The organism is Ramlibacter sp. WS9 (assembly GCF_003797765.1).
GTDB lineage: Bacteria > Pseudomonadota > Gammaproteobacteria > Burkholderiales > Burkholderiaceae_C > Ramlibacter.
In genome coordinates this window covers 68,312-86,261 of the sequence record NZ_RKMB01000022.1, presented here as the reverse complement: position 1 = coordinate 86,261, position 17,950 = coordinate 68,312, and the positions used below count along the sequence as shown (strand labels likewise).

Genomic DNA, 17,950 nt, shown 5'->3' with positions numbered 1-17,950 from the left:
TTCTGAGAGCCTTCGATTATGGACGCCCTGCAATAGGCCAAAATACCCGCCCAGACGCCCCACAGCGAGACAGCCCTTCATGCCCCGGATTTCCGCCTACATCATTGCCTACAACGAAGCTGCCAAGGTGGCCGACGCCATCCGCAGCGTGCAATGGGCCGACGAGGTGGTGGTGGCGGATTCCAATAGTACGGACGGGACGATAGCGATCGCCGAGGGCCTGGGTGCGCGCGTGGTGCAGATTCCGTTCGAAGGCTTCGGCAAGCTGCGCAACGATGCGATTGCCGCATGCACGCACGACTGGATCTTCAGCCTCGACTCCGACGAGCGCTGCACGCCCGAGGTCGGCCAGGAAGTGCGTGCCTTGGCCGAGCGTGCCGAGCATGGCGCCTACTTCGTGCCGCGGCGCAACTTTTTCCTGGGCCGCGAAATCCGTCATTCGGGCTGGTACCCCAACTACCGCCAGCCGCAGCTCTTCCGCAGGGACTCGATGCGCTACGAGATGAGCCCCGTACACGAAGGTTTTGAACTCTCGCCTGGCGTTACCACAGGTTACCTGCGCAATGCCATCTGGCAGCTGCCGTTCAAGGATCTGGCCGAATCCATCAGTAAGATGAACCGCTATTCGACGCTGGGCGCCACCAAGCGGCGGCAGGCCGGCTCCAGCTACGGCAAGGCGCTGGTCCACGCGAAGTGGGCTTTCCTGAAGCACTACCTCTTCAAGCGCGGATTCATGGACGGCTGGGCGGGCTTCATCATTGCCCTGTCGTATTTCGAAGTGACGTTCTACCGATACGCCAAAGCTGTCGAGCTGGAGCACCGGGACAGCTGGGCGGCTAGCTGGAAAGACATCGGCAAGCGTTAAGCAGTTTCAAAAACAAGGACCAGACAAGTCATGGGTGAAAAAATGATGAAACGACGAACCTGCGTGGCCGGCCTGCTGCTGGCACCGGTGGCCGGGGCCTGGGCGCAGTTCCGCGTGGAGGTAACGGGTGTGGGACTCACGCAGCTACCAATCGCCATCGCGCCTTTCCGCGGCGAAAGCGCGGCGCCGCAGAAGATCGCGGCCATCATCCAGGCCGACCTGGAGCGCAGCGGCCAATTCCGATCCATCGATGCGGCCGGCGCCGCGCTCGATGAAACCAGCCGCCCCGACCTCACGCCTTGGCGCCAGAAAAATGCCGACTCGCTGGCCACGGGTAGCGTCGCCCGGCTGGCCGACGGCCGCTGGGACGTGCGCTTCCGGCTGTGGGACGTGGTCAAGGGCGTGGACCTGGGCGGCCAGAGCTACGCGGTCACGGAAGCCGACCTGCGCCTTGCGGCCCACCGCATCGCCGACTTCATCTACGAAAAACTCACCGGCGAGAAGGGCGTGTTCTCCACCCGCATCGCGTACGTGACGAAGGCCGGCAACCGCTACAACCTGTGGGTGGCCGATTCCGACGGCGAGAACGCGCAATCGGCGCTGGCCAGTGCCGAGCCCATCATTTCGCCCGCTTGGTCGGCCGACGGCGGGCGGCTGGCGTACGTGTCGTTCGAATCCCGCAAGCCCGTGGTCTACGTGCACGAGGTCTCGAGCGGCAGGCGCCGCCTGATCGCGAACTTCCGCGGCTCCAACAGCGCGCCGGCATGGTCGCCGGACGGGCGCACGCTGGCCGTCACCCTGAGCCGCGACGGCGGCTCGCAGCTCTACACCATCGACGCGAACGGCGGCGAGCCGCGGCGCCTCACGCAGTCGTCCAGCATCGATACCGAGCCCCTCTATTCGCCCGACGGCCGCAGCATCTATTTCGTGAGCGACCGGGGCGGCGCGCCGCAGATTTACCGCGTGCCGCCCAGCGGTGGGAATGCCGAGCGCGTTACCTTTACGGGGAGTTACAACATATCACCGACCATCAGCCCAGACGGGCGGTGGCTGGCCTACATTTCGCGCATCAACGGTGCGTTCAAGCTGCAGGTCATGGAACTCGGCAGCGGGACGGTGCACTCAATCACTGATACCAGCGCCGATGAAAGCCCCAGTTTCGCGCCCAATGGCCGCCTCATCGTCTACGCGACACGGCAGAATGGGCAGGAAGCCCTCATGACCACCACGCTCGACGGCAAGATCAAGGCACGCCTGCCGGGCCGCGGTGGCGACATTCGTGAGCCCGATTGGGGTCCTTTTCAGAAGTGAACACATTTTCAGGAGGTAATTGAATGATCAAGCGTATGTTGCTGGCCCTTGGCGTCGTGGCCGTCATGGCCGGCTGTTCCAGCGTTCCGCTCAGCGACGTGCCGGTCGAGGACAAGACGCCCAAGACGGGCGCCGCGACCCAAGCCGGCACCGGCGGGCAGACCCAGGTAACGCCGGTGGTGACCGACCCGACCGCCGGCACCACCCAGGGCCCCGTCAACGTGGCGCGCCTGGTGTACTTCGACTACGACAGCTACGTCATCAAGTCGGAATACCAATCGCTGATCGAGGCGCATGCGCGCTTCCTGAAGGCCAACGCCGGCCGCAAGATCAACATCGAAGGCCACACCGACGAGCGCGGCGGCCGCGAATACAACCTGGCCCTGGGGCAGCGCCGCGCCGAGGCCGTGCGCCGCGCGCTGGGCCTGCTGGGCGTGACGGACAACCAGGTCGAAGCCGTGAGCTTCGGCAAGGAAAAGCCTGCGGCCCAGGGTAGCGACGAAGCGTCGTACGCCCGGAACCGCCGCGCCGAGATCGTCTACCGTTGATGAGCAGCTCCTTCATTCGCTCCGCCGTCCTGGCCTCGGCTGCCTTGTTGGCCGCCTCCGGCGCGTCGGCCGCGCTCTTCGACGACGACGAGGCACGCCGCGCTATCCTGGAATTGCGTGGCCGCGTGGAGCAGCAGCGGCTCGCGCACGAGCGCGACGCTGAAGCCCAGCGCCAGGACACCATGCAGTTGCGCCGCAGCCTGCTCGATCTGCAGGCACAGATCGAAACCGTGCGCGGCGAGCTTGCGCGTATCACTGGCCAGAACGAGCAACTCCTGCGCGAGATCGCCGACCTGCAGCGCCGCCAGAAAGACATCGCCGCGGGCGTGGACGAGCGTCTGCGCAAGTTCGAGCCATCCAAGGTGTCGGTCGACGGCAAGGAGTTCATCGCCGACCCCACCGAGTCGCGTGACTTCGAGGCCGCGCTTGCCGTCTTCCGCAAAGGCGATTTCCCCGGCGCGCAAACGGCGTTCGCGGATTTCATCAAGCGCTTCCCGCAAAGCGGTTTCCGTCCGACGGCGCTCTTCTGGCTGGGCAACTCGCAGTACGCCAACCGCGACTACCGGGGCGCCATCGCTAATTTCCGCGGGCTCCTGGCCCAGGCTCCCGATCACCCGCGCGCGCCCGAGGCCGTGCTGTCGATTGCCAATTGCCAGATCGAGCTGAAAGACGCTGCGGGTGCGCGCCGCACGCTGGACGAGCTGATCAAGACGTACCCGCAGTCCGAGGCGGCAGTGGCAGCGAAAGACCGGCTGTCCAAGATCCGCTAGTCCCTAGAATCGGGCGGTGACCCACCTCGATGAAACCGCCGACCTCCAACGCCGCTTCGGCGGCTTGGAGCGCCTCTTTGGAGTCCCCGGCGCGCAGGCCATCCGCGCGGCCCACGTGGCGGTGGTGGGAATCGGCGGCGTAGGCTCGTGGGCGGCGGAAGCGCTGGCCCGCAGCGGCGTGGGCCAGCTCACGCTGATCGACCTGGACCACATCGCCGAATCCAACATCAACCGGCAGGTCCACGCACTGGCCGCAACGCTCGGCCAGGCCAAGGTGCAGGCGATGGCGGAGCGCATCGCGCAGATCAACCCGTCATGCAAGGTGCATTGCGTCGAGGAGTTCGTCGAACCTGACAATTGGCCCCGGCTGCTGCCGCCGGGCGTCGATGCGGTGGTGGACGCGTGCGACCAGGTGAAGGCCAAGGCGGCCATGGCGGCGTGGGCGCGGGATACCGGCACATTGTTCGTCGCGGCTGGCGCGGCCGGCGGCAAGCGGCTGGCGCACAAGGTCGACATTGACGACCTGGCCCACACCACGCATGACCCGTTGCTCGCGCAACTGCGGTACCGGCTGCGCAAGTTTCACGGCGCGCCCAAGGAGGGCAAGAAGATCGGCGTGGCCTGCGTGTTCAGCCGCGAAGCCGTGGCGCCGCCCGACCCGTCCTGCGCGATCGAAGGCGACGGCTCGCTCAACTGCCACGGCTACGGATCGGTCGTAAGCGTCACCGCGACGTTCGGCCAATGCGCGGCGGGGTGGGTGTTGGATCGGTTGGCTACGTCAAAAGGCCAAAAACCGGGGATATAATCGTTGGCTTTGCTGGGACGTTAGCTCAGTTGGTAGAGCAGCGGACTTTTAATCCGTTGGTCACAAGTTCGAATCTTGTACGTCCTACCAGTTTCCCCTCGTGGGGTTTGAAAAGCCTGCTACTTAAAAGTGAGCAGGCTTTTTTCTTTTCGGGTTGGGTGACAGTTTTCCGGCCCCGCGATTGATGCGAAAAGGTGGCATGCGTAACCGAAACGGAAGGGTATGTTGGCAAGCGTTGGGGTCGATACCCCCCAGTCCGGGTCGACAGCGTCTAGGGGTTCAACGAGGATTTGCCGTGCAGTAGCGATGCCATGTCGGCGTCGGCTGACCCAAGGAGCCGCGAAGATGGATGAAGACCAAGGTGCGATCATGAAGATGCAGGCTTCGCCCAAGCGTTCGCTGTACCGGGGGCGGCCGCAATTTCCCGGCGCGACTCTCTCTATGCTCCCGCGAACCCTCCAGGGTCCGGATCCACAATTGATGACGAGCGCCCCGAGGCTGCATATCGAGCCTGCACCTGCGCGAACTGCGCCGCCGAAGCATAGGGACCGACGATAAATTCGCAGCTGTGGGGCCAAGCACGCACGCCATTGCGTTTTACGAAGCCGATCAAGCGCTTTTCCATCTTGTTCACCGTGAGCTTCGCAATCAGCAGCTGCCTTGAGCCCGAGCTCTTTTGCTCGTCGAGCATCAGCCGCGCCGCCATGAAAACAAGTGATGCTGCGGTGCACGCGCGAAGCGAGTCCCCCTCGGTGTCGTGCGCGCGCTGAAGAGTCGTTGCGGTGATCTCGCTTCCCATTACGAGACGCACGATCGTCTCTGCGTAGCCGCACCGCTCCGAGTGGGATCCGAGGTCCGCGACCCTCATCGCGACTTCCATGTCTGTGTGCATACGGCGAACGGCCGCAAGCAGAGGGTCGGAATTGAAGAGCTGAGTCAGTGTTCCCATGATTGCCACCTCCTGTGGAAACCGGCGCGCGATCCCATAGTAGGTGAGCCCGCAGGGAATGGCACATGACATTTGCCCCGGATCCCATGGGAAAAACCTCCCCTTTAACGTGGCAGTCCTGTCAGCTGCGCCCTCGCAACTCCCAGCGCTCAAAGTGTGCGGCGTGGTGAGGCTAAACGCTCACAGGAAGCGCGATCGGCATCACGGTGAGGGTTGGGCCCCGGTTCACCCGCTAACCGGTTCCATGCGGACGGGATGTGACACTGGTGGAGCGCTCGATCAATGCCAGCGCCTTCTGCAGCTCATCGAGAATTTCTGACTTCAGTGTGCCCACGCTGTCTGCGGCGTCGTGCATACCGAGGGATGAAGCGCTCGCAAAATGAACGAGCAGGCGCAGAAGCCCAGGGATCTCGTGGTCCGGATGTGACGGGCCGATCTCCTCCTCGTTTTGCCACCGGGCAAGTTGCCGGCCGCCTCCATGGGAGTAGTCGCACAAGGCATCCCACGCCAGGGCCTTCGATTGCGCAAAGACGCCGCTTGGGGCCGCGCCAGGAGCGCGATGGAGCTGCTTAACGATCGTCTCAAACTTGGGGCTCACCCCTTGGCGCATGCCGACTAGCTGGTGTTCTTCGGCGGCGTAGTTGACCCAGAGTCCGCGGAAACAGGCTTCATAGACCGACCTCACCAGCGCGTTGCATTGCACCTGCCGGGCTTCCTGCTCCGGGACAAAAACGGGACATTTTTCCCATACAGGTTTCCGCGCTGCTCCCCTCTAATGACCTACCGGCCCTTTAGCTGTAGTAGAGGTCGACGTGAGGCAGTTGATTGTGAAAGAGCAGACCGAGAGCTGGCGGCTCGACTCGGGCTCGTGGTATCGCGATCCAGGATCGGACACCTGGCATCTTGCCGCGTCCACCGATGGGACGCTCGTCAACGCAAATCTCTCAACCCAGGACGTGCGCCGGATGATCGGCGCACGAAAAGACACCTCCACGGGCCAGTGGTTCCCGTCGGATTTCAATTACTCACCGCAATCCGGCACTCAGCTGCATGACACGATCCTGGGCCAGGACTCGTCGTGGGTTCCACCCTTCGGCGCGTCGCCGGTATCCGACACCTGCGGCCCTGCGTCAGCGGGCTTGAGGCAAACAGCTGCGCCCCTGGTCTTGGCACGGTCGAACGCGCGCCTCGATCCAGCAAGCGATGCGGACAGAACCTTGCCGGCATTGCCACCGGGGCAGTATCGATTCGTGGTTCACAAGTTCGATGTGGCCTCGTCGACCTTGATGGCCATAGAGCCGCAGCAAGGCAAGCTCCTCGTGTTTCTGCCGGAATCGAAGGTCTGGTTCCCGCTCGAAGGCCAGGCCGGTGCGACCTTGGCACCGGGGTTGCAGAACTTCCGTGGTTGGCGCATGGAAGTCGCCGAGGGGGTCCGCAGCGCCACGTTGTACTTTCCGACGGCTGATGGATTGGCGGTGCTAACACCGACTGTGATCGGTTTGTCGTACACGGTAGAGTATTTTGGAGACGGCCCGGCGCTCGGCGGTCCAGTTGCATGGGCAGGCGAAATCTGGTTGCCGCAACTGGGCAAGAACGGCACCGTGAACCTCGTCGGCCAACCCCTGGGTGCGGCCGAAACGGTGGTCCTGCCGACGGGTGCCGTCGCTCCCGCACATGGCTTCGAGGCGCCGGTTTTCGATTCCCTGCATGTGATCTGGCCAAGCGAGGAAGGACAGCTCATTCTTCGCCTCAATCAAACGGACAAGAAGAAGTCCGATTGGATGGCCTGGCCGGATGGGCTGAGGCCGGCTTTCTCGTTGGGCTGTCCCTTGTTTTTCGAGTCTTTCTGGCAGCAGTGTTGGAGCGACCAGAACGCGCCGCTGGAGTACGTGCAAATGGGCAAGCTGTTTCCGCAGCGGGTACCCATCGAAGCGCCGCGGCTGTGCACAGGGTGCATCAGCTACGCGAATGACCAACGCATCGAGGGCAGCCCCGGAATGCAGCCCGGGTGTGTTTCCGCTCGTACGTCTCCACAGGTCGTTGTGCCACTTGTCGAATCGGAGTGTGAGCGGGCGGTCGTCGGCCTGCGGATCGATGCACCCCAGGGGGTTCTCGCCTTGCTCGCATCCGATGAAGAAACACATCTTGCCGTTCTTCAACTGCAGGCAGATGGCAACCCTGAGGTGCTGTTCGGCACATTGAGCGTCGCAAGGCCATGGCTCACGTCGCTGTTTGTCTACGACGCTCATTTGTGGGCATACCACCCCGCGCTTTCGCAAGCGTCCGGTTGGAAATTGGAGAGCCAGGTTGACTAGGCGAACGTCCAGATGAACAACCCGACTCAATCGCCGCAAGCTGACAACCTGTGTGAGTATTGCCGGCGGCCGTGGTTCGGGGTAGTGGCCTTTTGTCCATACTGCGGACGCAAGCCCCGCTTCGGGGCGGCCGACCGGCAGCCCGAGGGCGCTCCTGGAGGTGGCGTAGCGATCGCACTTCGACAAGAAAGCTCGGGGCGGCCGACGGGCCGGACGGCATCTCCGCTTCTGTTCACGACCGTCATCGCGGGCGTCATCGCCTTGGTGCTGTTATGGATGGTGGCGAAGATTCTCGCATCCCGGACCAGCGAAGACGCATCGCCGCAGCCACCGGCGCACGCCACAGCTATCGCCTCCCCAGCTCACATCCCGTTGACGAGCGGGGCAGAAGCGTCATCGGTGCTGCTCACCGAGAGTCCGGTTGCGCCGCGATCAAGCAGGTCGCCGTGCTCCGCGGCGCACCAGACCGCAGGGTTGTGCACATCGCAAGAGTGATGTTTTCAAGGAAAGGATACGCCATGCAACGAATGACACCAACGGCCCACTTGTGGCTTGACTTGATGAAAGGTGTGCTTGTGCTTGTGCTCGTGGCTGTCGCGGTGGCTAGTGCACATGCAGAAGTCATCGTGACGGGTGGGAAGACCGGCACTTACTACCAGATAGGCAACAACCTCAAGGAATTCGTTTCCCCGGCGCTGGAAGTGCGCGATTCAAAGGGCTCCTGGGCGAACGTGGAGGACATGAGCCAGACGGAAGGCGTTACCTTGGGGATTGTGCAGTCGGATGTTTATGCCGCTTTTGTGTACTTGCGCGACAGCCGTGACGTGCCTGCGGAAACAAGACGGCAATACGGCAAACTCCTCAAGAATCTCAGAGTCTTCATGCCGCTGTACAGAGAGGAGATCCATTTCCTGGTACACAAAGACAGCCCGCTTGAGTTCATTTACCAGGTCCGGGGCAGGCGGATCTGGATGGATGCCGAGAAGAGCGGGACATATCTGACTGCACTGAACATCTACAGCAAGATGTTCAACGAACGACCAACCGCCGTGGCGCCTTTCATCAATCCCGCTGTGACGGGCGACGATGAAGGCACCCGGACGCGGAGATCGGCATTGATGGTCCTGAGCGACCCGGACTTCTACTCGGCCTTCCCCAAAATCGATGTACTTGTGCTTGTCGGCGGCCAGCCTCTCAAGTTGCTCGAGGCGAACGTGCCTCCAAACTTAAGGCTGCTGAAGTTCGATCCGGCGCATGGCACCTCGGCAAAAGTTCTGCAGGACTACAAAAGGGCGGAGATTCAGAAGTCCAGCTACCCCGCATTGAATATCACTGGTGCGGGCCTGCCCTCGCTCGGCGTCGATTCGTATCTGATCACCGCCAACTTCATAAGCGAAGAACGCAATCAATTCATCACCAGTCTGGCCGGCCAGTTCTGCGAAAAGTTTGAAGCCCTCCAGAGCAAGGGCCATCCGAAGTGGAAGACGCTCAGTTGGAAACCAGGTGCGCCTTTGCCTCCCCTGGCCGTGGGGTGGCAATACTCCGCAAGGGTGAAGGATCGGCTCAGCCGATGCCACGTGCAAGGATCTGTTGATGAAAGCCCGGCCGCCATTCCCGGTGCGACTTGCAAGCCACAAGACCGTTTCGCCGGGCTATGCCGATGAGGCGCGTCTGACCAGATCATTGACGGAAGAGGCGGCTGCCATGGCCTGTCCCTTTTTTTCGTCGCTTGCCAGGGCGCTGAAGCGCCGGGTATGAGCCCTTTAGTTAGCATCAATATTGATGATCGCGTGATCCTTCCGTTTGCGTTAAGGTCCGGCGCACCCCCATCCATCGCCTACGCTGACGAGAGCACACGCGCCCTATGGAGTACATCGCTGGCCCGATCCATGGCTTCTATCTGGCCTGCTACACCGTCCCTTCCCCCGATGGCCACTACGCCTATGCGAAGGTCTGCGTCAACTGTCCGGAATCGGTCTGGGAAGAAGGAATCGCTACCCGCAAGATCGGCGCGGGACCGTTTGCGACGGAACAGCGGGCGCTAGATGCCGTACAGGCTGAATCACGCAGGCGGCTGGCTGCGCGTGCTGCCCATATGGGACTTCTGATGGGGCACGGCGCGGAAAAAATCGCCTCGTAGCGCGCCAGCAAGAGGGCCCAAAAGGCCTCGCCGTCTAGGCGCCCAGCCGCCGGTGGGCCGTCGGCGCCGGAAGCGCCAATTGCGCGGCCTGTGCCACCCGCACGCAATCCTTGATGTGCTCTTCACCCAGGTAGCGCAGGGCCGTGTAACCCATCACAGCGGCTATCGCCTGCCCGGCCAGGGGCACGTACTTGGCGGCCTGCTTGGTGGTCATGCGCATGCCGACAGTCTTTGCCATGCGCAGCACCATGTCGCGCGTGATGAGCTTGCCCACCAGCACCGAGCCGACCGTGGCCAACGCCTTCTGCACATTGTCGCGCTGGTGCGCGGGCAGTTCAGCGAGCTGCTGGGGCGTCAGACCGAATTCGGAATTGATGGCGGGGACAAGGCGGGACAGCAGCGCGGCGTCCACGGCCCAGTCCAGGCCCGGCACGGGCACGGCGCTGGCAGCCGCGCCCACCAGGGCCCGCCGGTTCAGCAGCTTTCGGCTGCGGCGCACGGCGTCCATGAGGATGGGGTTGCCTTCGGCGAGCTGCAGGGCGGTGGGCATCGCAGCATGTTAACAATCCCTGGGCGGGGATGGGCAAATCACCTAAGGCTGGCTAGTCCACATCCTTAACTGGCTGGCGTGAGGCGGTGGCCCAATGCATTCAAGGGTTGAAGTCATTCCAGCTCTGCCAAGAAAGGACCCGCTATGCAAACCATCACAACCAAGGTCGCAGCCGTGGCCATTCTGCTCGGACTGGTGGGCGGTGTTGCTTCGGCGGTCCGGCCGCACAGCGGTGGTGCGACTGTGGCGGTCCACGATACCGCCGACGTGTGTGCCATTGCGGCGAGCTTCCAGGGCGACCACGCCACCCGCAACGCGGTCCGCGCCGCTATGGGCTGCGCCCCCGAATCCGTCCGCCACTGACCCAACCGATTCCGGTTCAGCGCTTGAAATTGGCCTGCCCCAGGTCCCACATGGGCAGGAAGATGCCCAGCACCAGGGTGCCCACCAGGATGCCCATCAAGGCCAGCAACAGCGGCTCGATCGTCTGGCTCAGCCTGGCAACCTCGTACTCCACTTCTTCGGAGTACATCAGCGCGATCTGCTCTACCGCCTGGTCGACCTCGCCGGTGCGCTCCGCCACCGTGATCAGCTGCAGTTCGAGCGGCGAAAAGATTCCCGAAGTTCGCATCACGCGGCTCAAGATCTCGCCGCGCTCGACGCCCGTGCGCATCAGCAAGATCCGCGCTTCAAAGAAGGCGTTGTCAACTACCCGCGACACCAACTGGAAGGCGGTGACGATGGGCACATTGCTCTTCATGGCGGTGGCAAAGCTGCGGCTGAACCGTGCCACGGTACCCTTCGTCAGGATCTGCCCGATGATAGGAAGCCCCAACTTGAACCTGTCCCAGGCATAGCGGCCGTCCGGCGATTTCAGGACGAGATGAATGATGAAATACAGCGTTCCTACACCGATCAGCATTGCCCACCAATAGTTCACCGTGAAGGTCGAAATGCCCAGCAGGAAGCGCGTGATCAGCGGGAGCTCGACTTTGAGACCGGCATAGGTCTTGGCGAACGAAGGTATGACGAAAACCGTCATGATCGTCATAGCGATGGCGAGCGCAATGAGGATGAAAGTCGGATAGCGCAGCGCAGCCTTGATCTTTTGGCGCATCTGCCGATCGAATTCCACCTGCTTGTACAGGCTTTGGAACGATTCTTCGAGCCTGCCTGTACCCTCGCCCACGCGGACCATGCTCACGTAGTAGTCATCGAACACCTCCGGTTGCCGCGCAAATGCGCCGCTAAGAACAATGCCGCGGTCCAGGTCATCTCGCACGCTGCGTAGAACCTTGGCGAGAGGTTTGCTTGCTGTCGTTCTTTGGATGCCGTCGATGGCATCCATCATCTGCAAGCCAGCCCGCACCATGTTGGCCATCTGCCGGGTGAACAACAGCAGGTCGATTGGCGCCACTTTTTCCTGGCCTGAAATCCGCGTGAACCAGGCGGGCTGCTTGAACGCCGGGGCCTGGGCCTTGATAGAGACAGGAAAGATGTCCGTGTCCATCAACCACGTGGCCACGGCCTGCGCGCTTGCAGATTCAACCGTGCCGCGCATGCTTTCTCCGCGACGATTGCGCCCCGAGTATTCAAATATTTCCATGGCACGTCCTCCGTTAACCCAGATCGCCACCCATCGTCACCGTCATGGCTTCCGAGATGGTGGTCTCGCCTGCAAGCACCAGTTCGTGCGCGTTGCGCTCGATGGTGTAGATACCGATTTGATCGCGCGCCAGCGGCTCGAACGTGCTGGGGTCCGGCTGCTGGATCGCCAGCGCGAGCGGTGGGGTCATCTCGACGACCTCGAACACGCCCCTACGGCCGAAGTAGCCCACGCCATTGCAGCGCACACAGCCCTTGCCGTGCCGGAACTTGGCCAGCGATAGTTCTTCTTCGCTCACGCGGCTCTTGAACCATGCAAGGTGTTCCGGTGAAGGGGTGTAGGGCGCGGCGCAATTGCCGCAGATCAGCCGGACGAGGCGCTGCGACACGACGGCCAGCAGGCTGGACGCGATCAGGTAGCCAGGGACATGCATGTCCAACAGGCGCAGCGGTGTCGTGGCGGCGTCATTGGTGTGCAGCGTCGACAAGACGAGATGTCCGGTCATCGCCGCGCGCGCGGCGATGTCCGCTGTTTCGTTGTCCCGAATTTCGCCGACCAGCAGAATGTCCGGGTCCTGACGCAGGAAGGAGCGCAAAACGCGCGCGAAAGTGAGCTCGATCTTTTCGTTGATCTGGACTTGGTTGATGCCGGGCAGGCGATACTCCACGGGATCCTCGCAGGTGAGGATCTTGACGTCCGGCTTGTTGAGCATCTCGAGAGCCGCATACAGAGTGGTCGTCTTGCCGCTGCCGGTCGGGCCGGTGACCAGGACGATGCCGTGTGGCGACTGCAAAGCCTTCTCAAACGTCTTGCGTGCGCGCCGGGTCATGATCTGCGCCAGCTGCAACCGCTTCGAATCCTGGCGCAGGAGGCGCAGCACTACCGATTCGCCGAACTGCGTGGGCATCGTCGACATCCGGACGTCGAAGCGGGACTCGCCCACCTTGATGTTCAACCGGCCGTCCTGCGGCAGCCTTCTTTCCGCGATGTCCAGTCCAGCCATCAGCTTCAGCCGGACAATGAGGGTGGACGCGATTCGAGGGTCGGTTTCCACCTGGACGTGAAGGAGGCCGTCGATCCGGAAACGGACCACCAGGCTCGTTTCCTGCGGTTCGAAGTGGATGTCGGACGCGTTGATGCGGGCCGCGTCGTCAAAGATCGTTTGCAGGAGCTTGACAACCGGCACCTCGGCGTCCTCGATCGCGTGACTCAGATTCTTCAGGTCGAACACGTTGTCATGCGCCTGGACCTCTTGCCCTACAGCCCTAGCGAACTGGCCGATCTGTTCGGTCTTGCGATAGACCCGTTCGATCGTGTCGTTCAGCTGTTCTGCCGTAATGACGGCTACGTCCAGCGGCCGTTTCAGCGCACCCGCGACCTCGTCCTGCGCGCGCAGGTCCCAGGGGTCGACGAACCCGATCAGGTAGGTTTCGCCGCGGTCTTCCAGGACCAGCGCCTTGAAGCGGCGGGCTTGCGCTTCGTTGAGCAGCTTGACGGTTTGCGGATGAAAGTCGTGCTCGCGCAGGTTGACGAACGGCACGCCGAGTCTCTTGGCGTGCGCCTTGGCCGCTTCATCTTCAGTCGGGTCCACGTCTGGCGGCCTCACTTCCAACTGCGGGATGTGCTCCACCATGAACGACCGGGTCATCTCGAAATCTTGCGGCATCATGACTGCTCCGATGTTGCTGTCGGTTGAATGCGTTTCACTGCACCTGTTCCTGCCACCTGCCGGGCTTGACGGTGGAGCTCGTGACCGGCGCGATGAGACTGGCATCCACGCCCTTCAGGCACGCGAAGCCGCTGCTCCATTGGCTTGTGTCAGCTCCCACAGTGCTGCGTTCGATCCTGAATTCAGTGACGGAACTGGTACTTGACGGCCCGTTGAAGAATGCGCATGTGCCACCGCAGGCGACGCCGCCTTCGATGGCCGCAGTGGGCGCCGGCGAAACCACGAAGGAATTGGCCCCGACGGACTGCACCGTCGTGTTGGCCGCAAACGCGCCGGCTCCTCCGTTGTTGGTGAACAGCGCAACTCGAGTACCAACCGAAGGCAAGGAACTGGATGTCGAGACGCGGATCGTGTCTCCAGAGCCAGCGGAGCCTTGGGTGATCGGGACTGAGATGGGAACTGAGGTTTCTGTCGACAACGTGTAGATCGAGGCCACCGGCCCTGACGCGATAGTGACCGCCCCGTTGTTGGTCGCGCCAGCAGTGAATGCGATCCCGGCCTGGCCCTGAACGATCAGGTTCTTTGACGATGCAAGGGGCACCGTCCCGGCATTCATGTTGCTGGTGGTCGGTGTATCGAAAGTGTATGTCCCGGCTGCGCTGTTGCACGTTGCGCCGCCCGGAGTCGCCGTGATTTTCGTGCCACTTACAAACCGATTGTTGCCCGAATATGTGGACAGTAAGTCGTCGACGCAAATTTTGCTTCCCGCACCGACGACCGATGACACTTCCATGGTGGTTGTACCGCCTGACATGCTTGAACTCAAATTGATGTGCGCACCAACGGTCCCCAACACGGCCGCTGGATAGGAGGTCGCGGGAGCGCTCGTGGACGAAAGATAGTCGGCGTTGGTCGCCACCCAGATTTCCGAATAGATCGTCCCGGAGGCGTTCGCCGTGCCCCCGCCGGTGTCCGGAAAATGGACGAAGCGTGTCAACTGAACGTTCTGGGCCGGGGTTCCGCTGATGTTGAACGTGACGGTGCTGAGCTCGGCCGACACGCCGGCCGACCTCCCAGCCAAGCCATAGATCAGGGTGTCGCCGCCGTGGCACCAGCTGTTGCAGGATTGCTCGGTGCCGGCGCTGGGCGCTGCAACGCAGGTGCCCGAGGTCGCGGCCACCACGCCACTATTGACTTCGCCGGTGTAGCCCGAGTTGTTGACCGTCTTGCTGCCGGTACCCCCGCCGCTTTGATCATCCCAATACGAACCCACAAAGGTTGGCGCAGCGCCATAACTGACGGTGGCAGGGAACAGCGCGCCTACCTCAACGTAATCGCGGCTGAGACTGAGGTTCTGCGTAACAACCTGGCTGTAGGTGAGAGGGGCGATTGGAACCGTCACGCCCATGGCACCGACGCTGGGATTTCCACTGCTGGACTCGACGGTCCATCTGTTGCCGCAAGTGCCGCAGATCGAGGCGTTGGCGTTGCCTCCTGCACCTTGCCGCTGCCAGGCAAGATGGAACAAAGCCAACGCCGGAACCGTGTGAATGTTCTTCAATACCATGGTGACCACCGTTCCCCGGCCAGTGACGCCATAGGACTGGCTGATGTTGAATGTCGTGCTCAGGGAACGCTGAGCCGAATTAACCGTTCCGGTGACCGGAACCGAACAGCTGGAACACGCTGTGCCTGCGTAGCTGCATCCTGCTGGGTCGGCCACTGGTGCCGCATAGCTGAAACTTCCTCGGCCAAGTGCAAACGGACCGCCGGTAGCGATTCCGCTACATACAGCATCGCTCATGATTCCTGAACTCGACGCAGTAGCAATTACGGCCTGCGCCCGCTGCAACCCGCTTTCAGCCAGTTCCAGCGCCGCGGTGCTATCCAGCTGTCGGGTGGTATCACCGCCGCGTGTGCCGACTATGCCCATGGTTTGGCCGAGGATGAACACCACGCCGGCGATCAGCAACAGCACCACGATGATGGAGGCCACGCCGCGCTGGCGGTCACGCTGAGTTCGCTCACGGCGTTGCTCGTTCATCATGAACTCCTCAAGGCAACGCGTAGACGCTCGGTGATCGACTGTCCACTGGTGCCATCGGTCACCGTGAGGCTGATGACGACGAAGCGCACATTCGCTGTTGACGTGGCGGCGCTGTTATCGAGCTGGAGGTAATTCACCGTGAAGCCGCTCACGTTGCCGCACAGAACCAAGGGGGCGCCGTAGCTGAGGCGCAGGTCCGTGCCGTTCACGTCCACAGAGACCGCCTGTTCGACGCCATTGATGACGTTCGTGAAGGAGGCGGAAGATGCCGGCGAAGTAATCGAGCCAATCACGTAGTTGCTGCCGGTGTATTTCACCTGGCGAATCTCGCGAGCCAGCCGTTCGACTGCGTACCGGGCCTGGGTGGCGGCGGACTGGCTTGCATAAACCATCTTCGTCGTCTTGAATGTGTCGACGATCATCGTGGATCCGACGGCCGACAGGAAGCCAAGGACGACAACGACGATGACCAGTTCCATCAGCGTGAAGCCACGCTGGAGGAAAGGGGATCTTGTCGTTCGGATCATGATCAGTAGTCAGCCAACATCAGGGTCAGCGGCGTCATGCCGTTCTGCGTGATCGTCACGAGCTTGCACGTGCCGTTGGTTGGGCAGGCAGTGCCGGTGTAGCCTTCGGTGATGGATACAGTCGGGATCGCATAGCCAGCTTGGGCGGGGGCCGTCAGTCCCCCGCAGAGGTTGGTGCCGAAGCTTCCGTTGGACACCGCGGCATAGGATTCGTCGACGGTGAAGCGCCTCACCGCGAGCACCTGCTCAGCACACTCCTCCATGAGGCGGATGCGGATCTGCAGGTCCTTGACCGACGACTGGCCATCGAAGATGTTGCCTTGCATCGCGGCGATCCCCGTGCCGGCGATTGCGAGCACGACGATGACGATGATGCACTCGATCAGCGTGAATCCGTGATCTCTCCGCCGAAGGTCCGTACGATATTTGTTCATGGCGCATTCACGAAACCCGTCACAGCGGAAACTGTCACGTTTTTGGAAGTGCTCCCGGCAGTCAGCACGTAGGCCGCGGCGGCCGCGGGCTTGCCAAGGCTGTTGATATCGAGGGTGGCAGTGCCGCTCAAGGAAATATCTTTCTCAAGAGCGACCGCGAAGTTTGACCCAGTCAGGGGGTTGGTCATCGGCGTATTGACGACGGAGTTGCAAGGCGACGCACCCGGGGTGACGCAACTCACGCTATAGCTGCCATTGGTGCCGGTGATGATCGAAATTCGCAAGCTCTTGCCCAGGGTGGTGGCCAACGCCTGTGCATGGCGCAAGTCGCTGACCATGGTCTGCGCTTGCGAATGGAGCGTGTAGTCACCTGACGAGCCGTTCTTGACGGCGGCGTAGACGCTCAGCACGCCAATCACCACGATCACGATGATCAGCTCGATCAGTGTGAAACCCGCTTGAAGTGTTCGCACAGGTGTGGTCATTTGAGGCGGTACAACTGGGCCGGACCGTTGCCGGCCCAGCCTTGGCTTATGCCGGTACGCCGTAAATGTTGGTCGCGGTGTACGACGAACTGCCGGGGCCGGTGAACGTGCACGAGCCGCCGGGCCCGGTTGCCAATGCGGCTGCTGTGATCGAAACGCCGGCGGGAACTTCGATCAGCGAGGTCAAAGCCGAGCAGTTGGTGATGGTCGTGTGCGTGAGATTTCCCTGCTGCAGCGAATATTGCACTGCGCTAGCCGAGGCAGCCGCCCCCGCAGCCGCCTTTAGCACGCCGACATTGGCTTCTGCAGTCAGGTCCTGATACTTTGGGATAGCCACCGCGGCAAGGATGCCGATCACCACGATGACGATGATCAACTCGATCAGCGTGAAGCCGGATTGCAGTGGCTTGTGAAATTGGCGTGTACGCATGAGGATCTCCGAAAGCTATTGAGGTTGATGGGTGAATTGGGGCGGTACCGCTGCCGGCCCCGCCCTGTCATGTCACATCCTTATGCCGGTACGCCATAGATGTTCGTCGCGGTGTAAGTCGACCCGCCGGGGCCGGTGAAGGTGCATGAGCCGCCGGCTCCCGTGGCCAGCGCAGCCGCTGTGATCGCAACGCCGGACGGAACCTCAATCAGGGCGGTCAACGCCGAGCAGTTGGTAATCGTCGTATGCGTCAGACCCCCCTGCTGCAGCGAGTACTGCACCGCGCTGGCGGAGGCAGCCGCGCCTGCAGCGGCCTTGAGCACGCCCACGTTGGCTTGCGCAGTCAAGTCCTGGTACTTGGGTATGGCCACCGCGGCAAGAATGCCGATCACCACGATGACGATGATCAGTTCGATCAGCGTGAAGCCCGATTGCAGGGGTTTGCGAAGTTGATGTGTACGCATGAGTGATCTCCGTAGGCTGTTTGAACGGTGGATAG

20 protein-coding genes and 1 tRNA gene are annotated in these 17,950 nt (G+C 62.2%); 10 read left to right on the top strand and 11 right to left on the bottom strand.

The window, feature by feature from the left end:
- Positions 1-79: 79 nt before the first annotated feature.
- The 6 genes from EEB15_RS25310 to EEB15_RS25285 all read left to right on the top strand — a co-directional run bounded on the left by EEB15_RS25310 (position 80) and on the right by EEB15_RS25285 (position 4,389).
- Positions 80-865 carry a glycosyltransferase family 2 protein gene (locus EEB15_RS25310; RefSeq protein ID WP_141512734.1) on the top strand — a complete coding sequence of 262 codons (786 nt, stop codon included), beginning with the start codon at positions 80-82 and terminating at the stop codon, positions 863-865.
- Between the two features lie 42 nt (positions 866-907).
- Complete coding sequence (gene tolB, locus EEB15_RS25305) at positions 908-2,176, top strand: Tol-Pal system beta propeller repeat protein TolB (protein ID WP_233259616.1); 1,269 nt, start codon at positions 908-910, stop codon at positions 2,174-2,176.
- Between the two features lie 23 nt (positions 2,177-2,199).
- Positions 2,200-2,724, top strand: coding sequence for a peptidoglycan-associated lipoprotein Pal (gene pal / locus EEB15_RS25300; RefSeq protein ID WP_141512732.1), 525 nt, complete (start codon positions 2,200-2,202; stop codon positions 2,722-2,724).
- A complete protein-coding gene (ybgF, locus tag EEB15_RS25295) occupies positions 2,724-3,494 on the top strand; it encodes a tol-pal system protein YbgF (RefSeq protein ID WP_141512731.1) in 771 nt (256 codons plus the stop codon). The genes pal and ybgF overlap by 1 nt, the downstream gene beginning before the upstream one ends.
- 16 nt (positions 3,495-3,510) lie before the next feature.
- Complete coding sequence (locus EEB15_RS25290; RefSeq protein WP_141512730.1) at positions 3,511-4,299, top strand: ThiF family adenylyltransferase; 789 nt, start codon at positions 3,511-3,513, stop codon at positions 4,297-4,299.
- A 14-nt stretch (positions 4,300-4,313) separates the two neighbouring features.
- Positions 4,314-4,389: transfer RNA gene (locus EEB15_RS25285), tRNA-Lys, on the top strand.
- Between the two features lie 349 nt (positions 4,390-4,738).
- Here EEB15_RS25285 and EEB15_RS25280 read toward each other — a convergent pair.
- Positions 4,739-5,248: a hypothetical protein gene (locus tag EEB15_RS25280; RefSeq protein ID WP_141512729.1), complete on the bottom strand. Its 510-nt coding sequence runs from the start codon at positions 5,246-5,248 to the stop codon at positions 4,739-4,741.
- Between the two features lie 232 nt (positions 5,249-5,480).
- The gene (locus tag EEB15_RS25275) at positions 5,481-5,951 is read right to left on the bottom strand and encodes a hypothetical protein (RefSeq protein WP_141512728.1); all 471 of its coding nucleotides are present in this window, start codon (positions 5,949-5,951) and stop codon (positions 5,481-5,483) included.
- Between the two features lie 109 nt (positions 5,952-6,060).
- Between EEB15_RS25275 and EEB15_RS25270 the strand changes: the two genes are divergently transcribed.
- From EEB15_RS25270 to EEB15_RS25260, 3 genes are all read left to right on the top strand, one after another.
- Positions 6,061-7,563, top strand: a complete 1,503-nt coding sequence (locus EEB15_RS25270) for a hypothetical protein (protein WP_141512727.1) — start codon at positions 6,061-6,063, stop codon at positions 7,561-7,563.
- Between the two features lie 518 nt (positions 7,564-8,081).
- A complete protein-coding gene (locus EEB15_RS25265; RefSeq protein ID WP_158290227.1) occupies positions 8,082-9,227 on the top strand; it encodes a TAXI family TRAP transporter solute-binding subunit in 1,146 nt (381 codons plus the stop codon).
- A 200-nt stretch (positions 9,228-9,427) separates the two neighbouring features.
- The gene (locus tag EEB15_RS25260; protein WP_141512725.1) at positions 9,428-9,703 is read left to right on the top strand and encodes a hypothetical protein; all 276 of its coding nucleotides are present in this window, start codon (positions 9,428-9,430) and stop codon (positions 9,701-9,703) included.
- Positions 9,704-9,737: 34 nt separating this feature from the next.
- On the opposite strand, the gene EEB15_RS25255 is transcribed toward EEB15_RS25260, so the two are convergent.
- Positions 9,738-10,253, bottom strand: a complete 516-nt coding sequence (locus tag EEB15_RS25255; RefSeq protein ID WP_141512724.1) for a hypothetical protein — start codon at positions 10,251-10,253, stop codon at positions 9,738-9,740.
- Between the two features lie 144 nt (positions 10,254-10,397).
- On the opposite strand from EEB15_RS25255, the gene EEB15_RS25250 reads away from it, so the two are divergent.
- Positions 10,398-10,616 (top strand): hypothetical protein, encoded by a 219-nt coding sequence (locus tag EEB15_RS25250; protein ID WP_141512723.1) that lies wholly within the window; start codon positions 10,398-10,400, stop codon positions 10,614-10,616.
- Between the two features lie 16 nt (positions 10,617-10,632).
- On the opposite strand, the gene EEB15_RS25245 is transcribed toward EEB15_RS25250, so the two are convergent.
- From EEB15_RS25245 to EEB15_RS34510, 8 genes are all read right to left on the bottom strand, one after another.
- Positions 10,633-11,889 carry a type II secretion system F family protein gene (locus tag EEB15_RS25245; protein ID WP_141512722.1) on the bottom strand — a complete coding sequence of 419 codons (1,257 nt, stop codon included), beginning with the start codon at positions 11,887-11,889 and terminating at the stop codon, positions 10,633-10,635.
- The gene (locus EEB15_RS25240; RefSeq protein WP_158290226.1) at positions 11,873-13,528 is read right to left on the bottom strand and encodes a GspE/PulE family protein; all 1,656 of its coding nucleotides are present in this window, start codon (positions 13,526-13,528) and stop codon (positions 11,873-11,875) included. The genes EEB15_RS25245 and EEB15_RS25240 overlap by 17 nt, the downstream gene beginning before the upstream one ends.
- A gap of 34 nt (positions 13,529-13,562) precedes the next feature.
- A complete protein-coding gene (locus EEB15_RS25235) occupies positions 13,563-15,572 on the bottom strand; it encodes a hypothetical protein (RefSeq protein WP_141512720.1) in 2,010 nt (669 codons plus the stop codon).
- The gene (locus EEB15_RS25230) at positions 15,572-16,102 is read right to left on the bottom strand and encodes a PilW family protein (RefSeq protein ID WP_141512719.1); all 531 of its coding nucleotides are present in this window, start codon (positions 16,100-16,102) and stop codon (positions 15,572-15,574) included. The genes EEB15_RS25235 and EEB15_RS25230 overlap by 1 nt, the downstream gene beginning before the upstream one ends.
- A 2-nt stretch (positions 16,103-16,104) precedes the next feature.
- Positions 16,105-16,536: a type II secretion system protein gene (locus tag EEB15_RS25225; protein ID WP_141512718.1), complete on the bottom strand. Its 432-nt coding sequence runs from the start codon at positions 16,534-16,536 to the stop codon at positions 16,105-16,107.
- On the bottom strand, positions 16,533-17,021 hold the full coding sequence (locus tag EEB15_RS25220; RefSeq protein ID WP_141512717.1) for a prepilin-type N-terminal cleavage/methylation domain-containing protein: 489 nt from the start codon (positions 17,019-17,021) through the stop codon (positions 16,533-16,535). Before EEB15_RS25220 ends, EEB15_RS25225 begins: the two co-directional genes overlap by 4 nt.
- Positions 17,022-17,067: 46 nt before the next feature.
- Positions 17,068-17,451: a prepilin-type N-terminal cleavage/methylation domain-containing protein gene (locus EEB15_RS34515; protein ID WP_141512716.1), complete on the bottom strand. Its 384-nt coding sequence runs from the start codon at positions 17,449-17,451 to the stop codon at positions 17,068-17,070.
- 80 nt (positions 17,452-17,531) lie between these two features.
- Positions 17,532-17,915, bottom strand: a complete 384-nt coding sequence (locus EEB15_RS34510; RefSeq protein WP_141512715.1) for a prepilin-type N-terminal cleavage/methylation domain-containing protein — start codon at positions 17,913-17,915, stop codon at positions 17,532-17,534.
- Positions 17,916-17,950 lie beyond the last annotated feature (35 nt).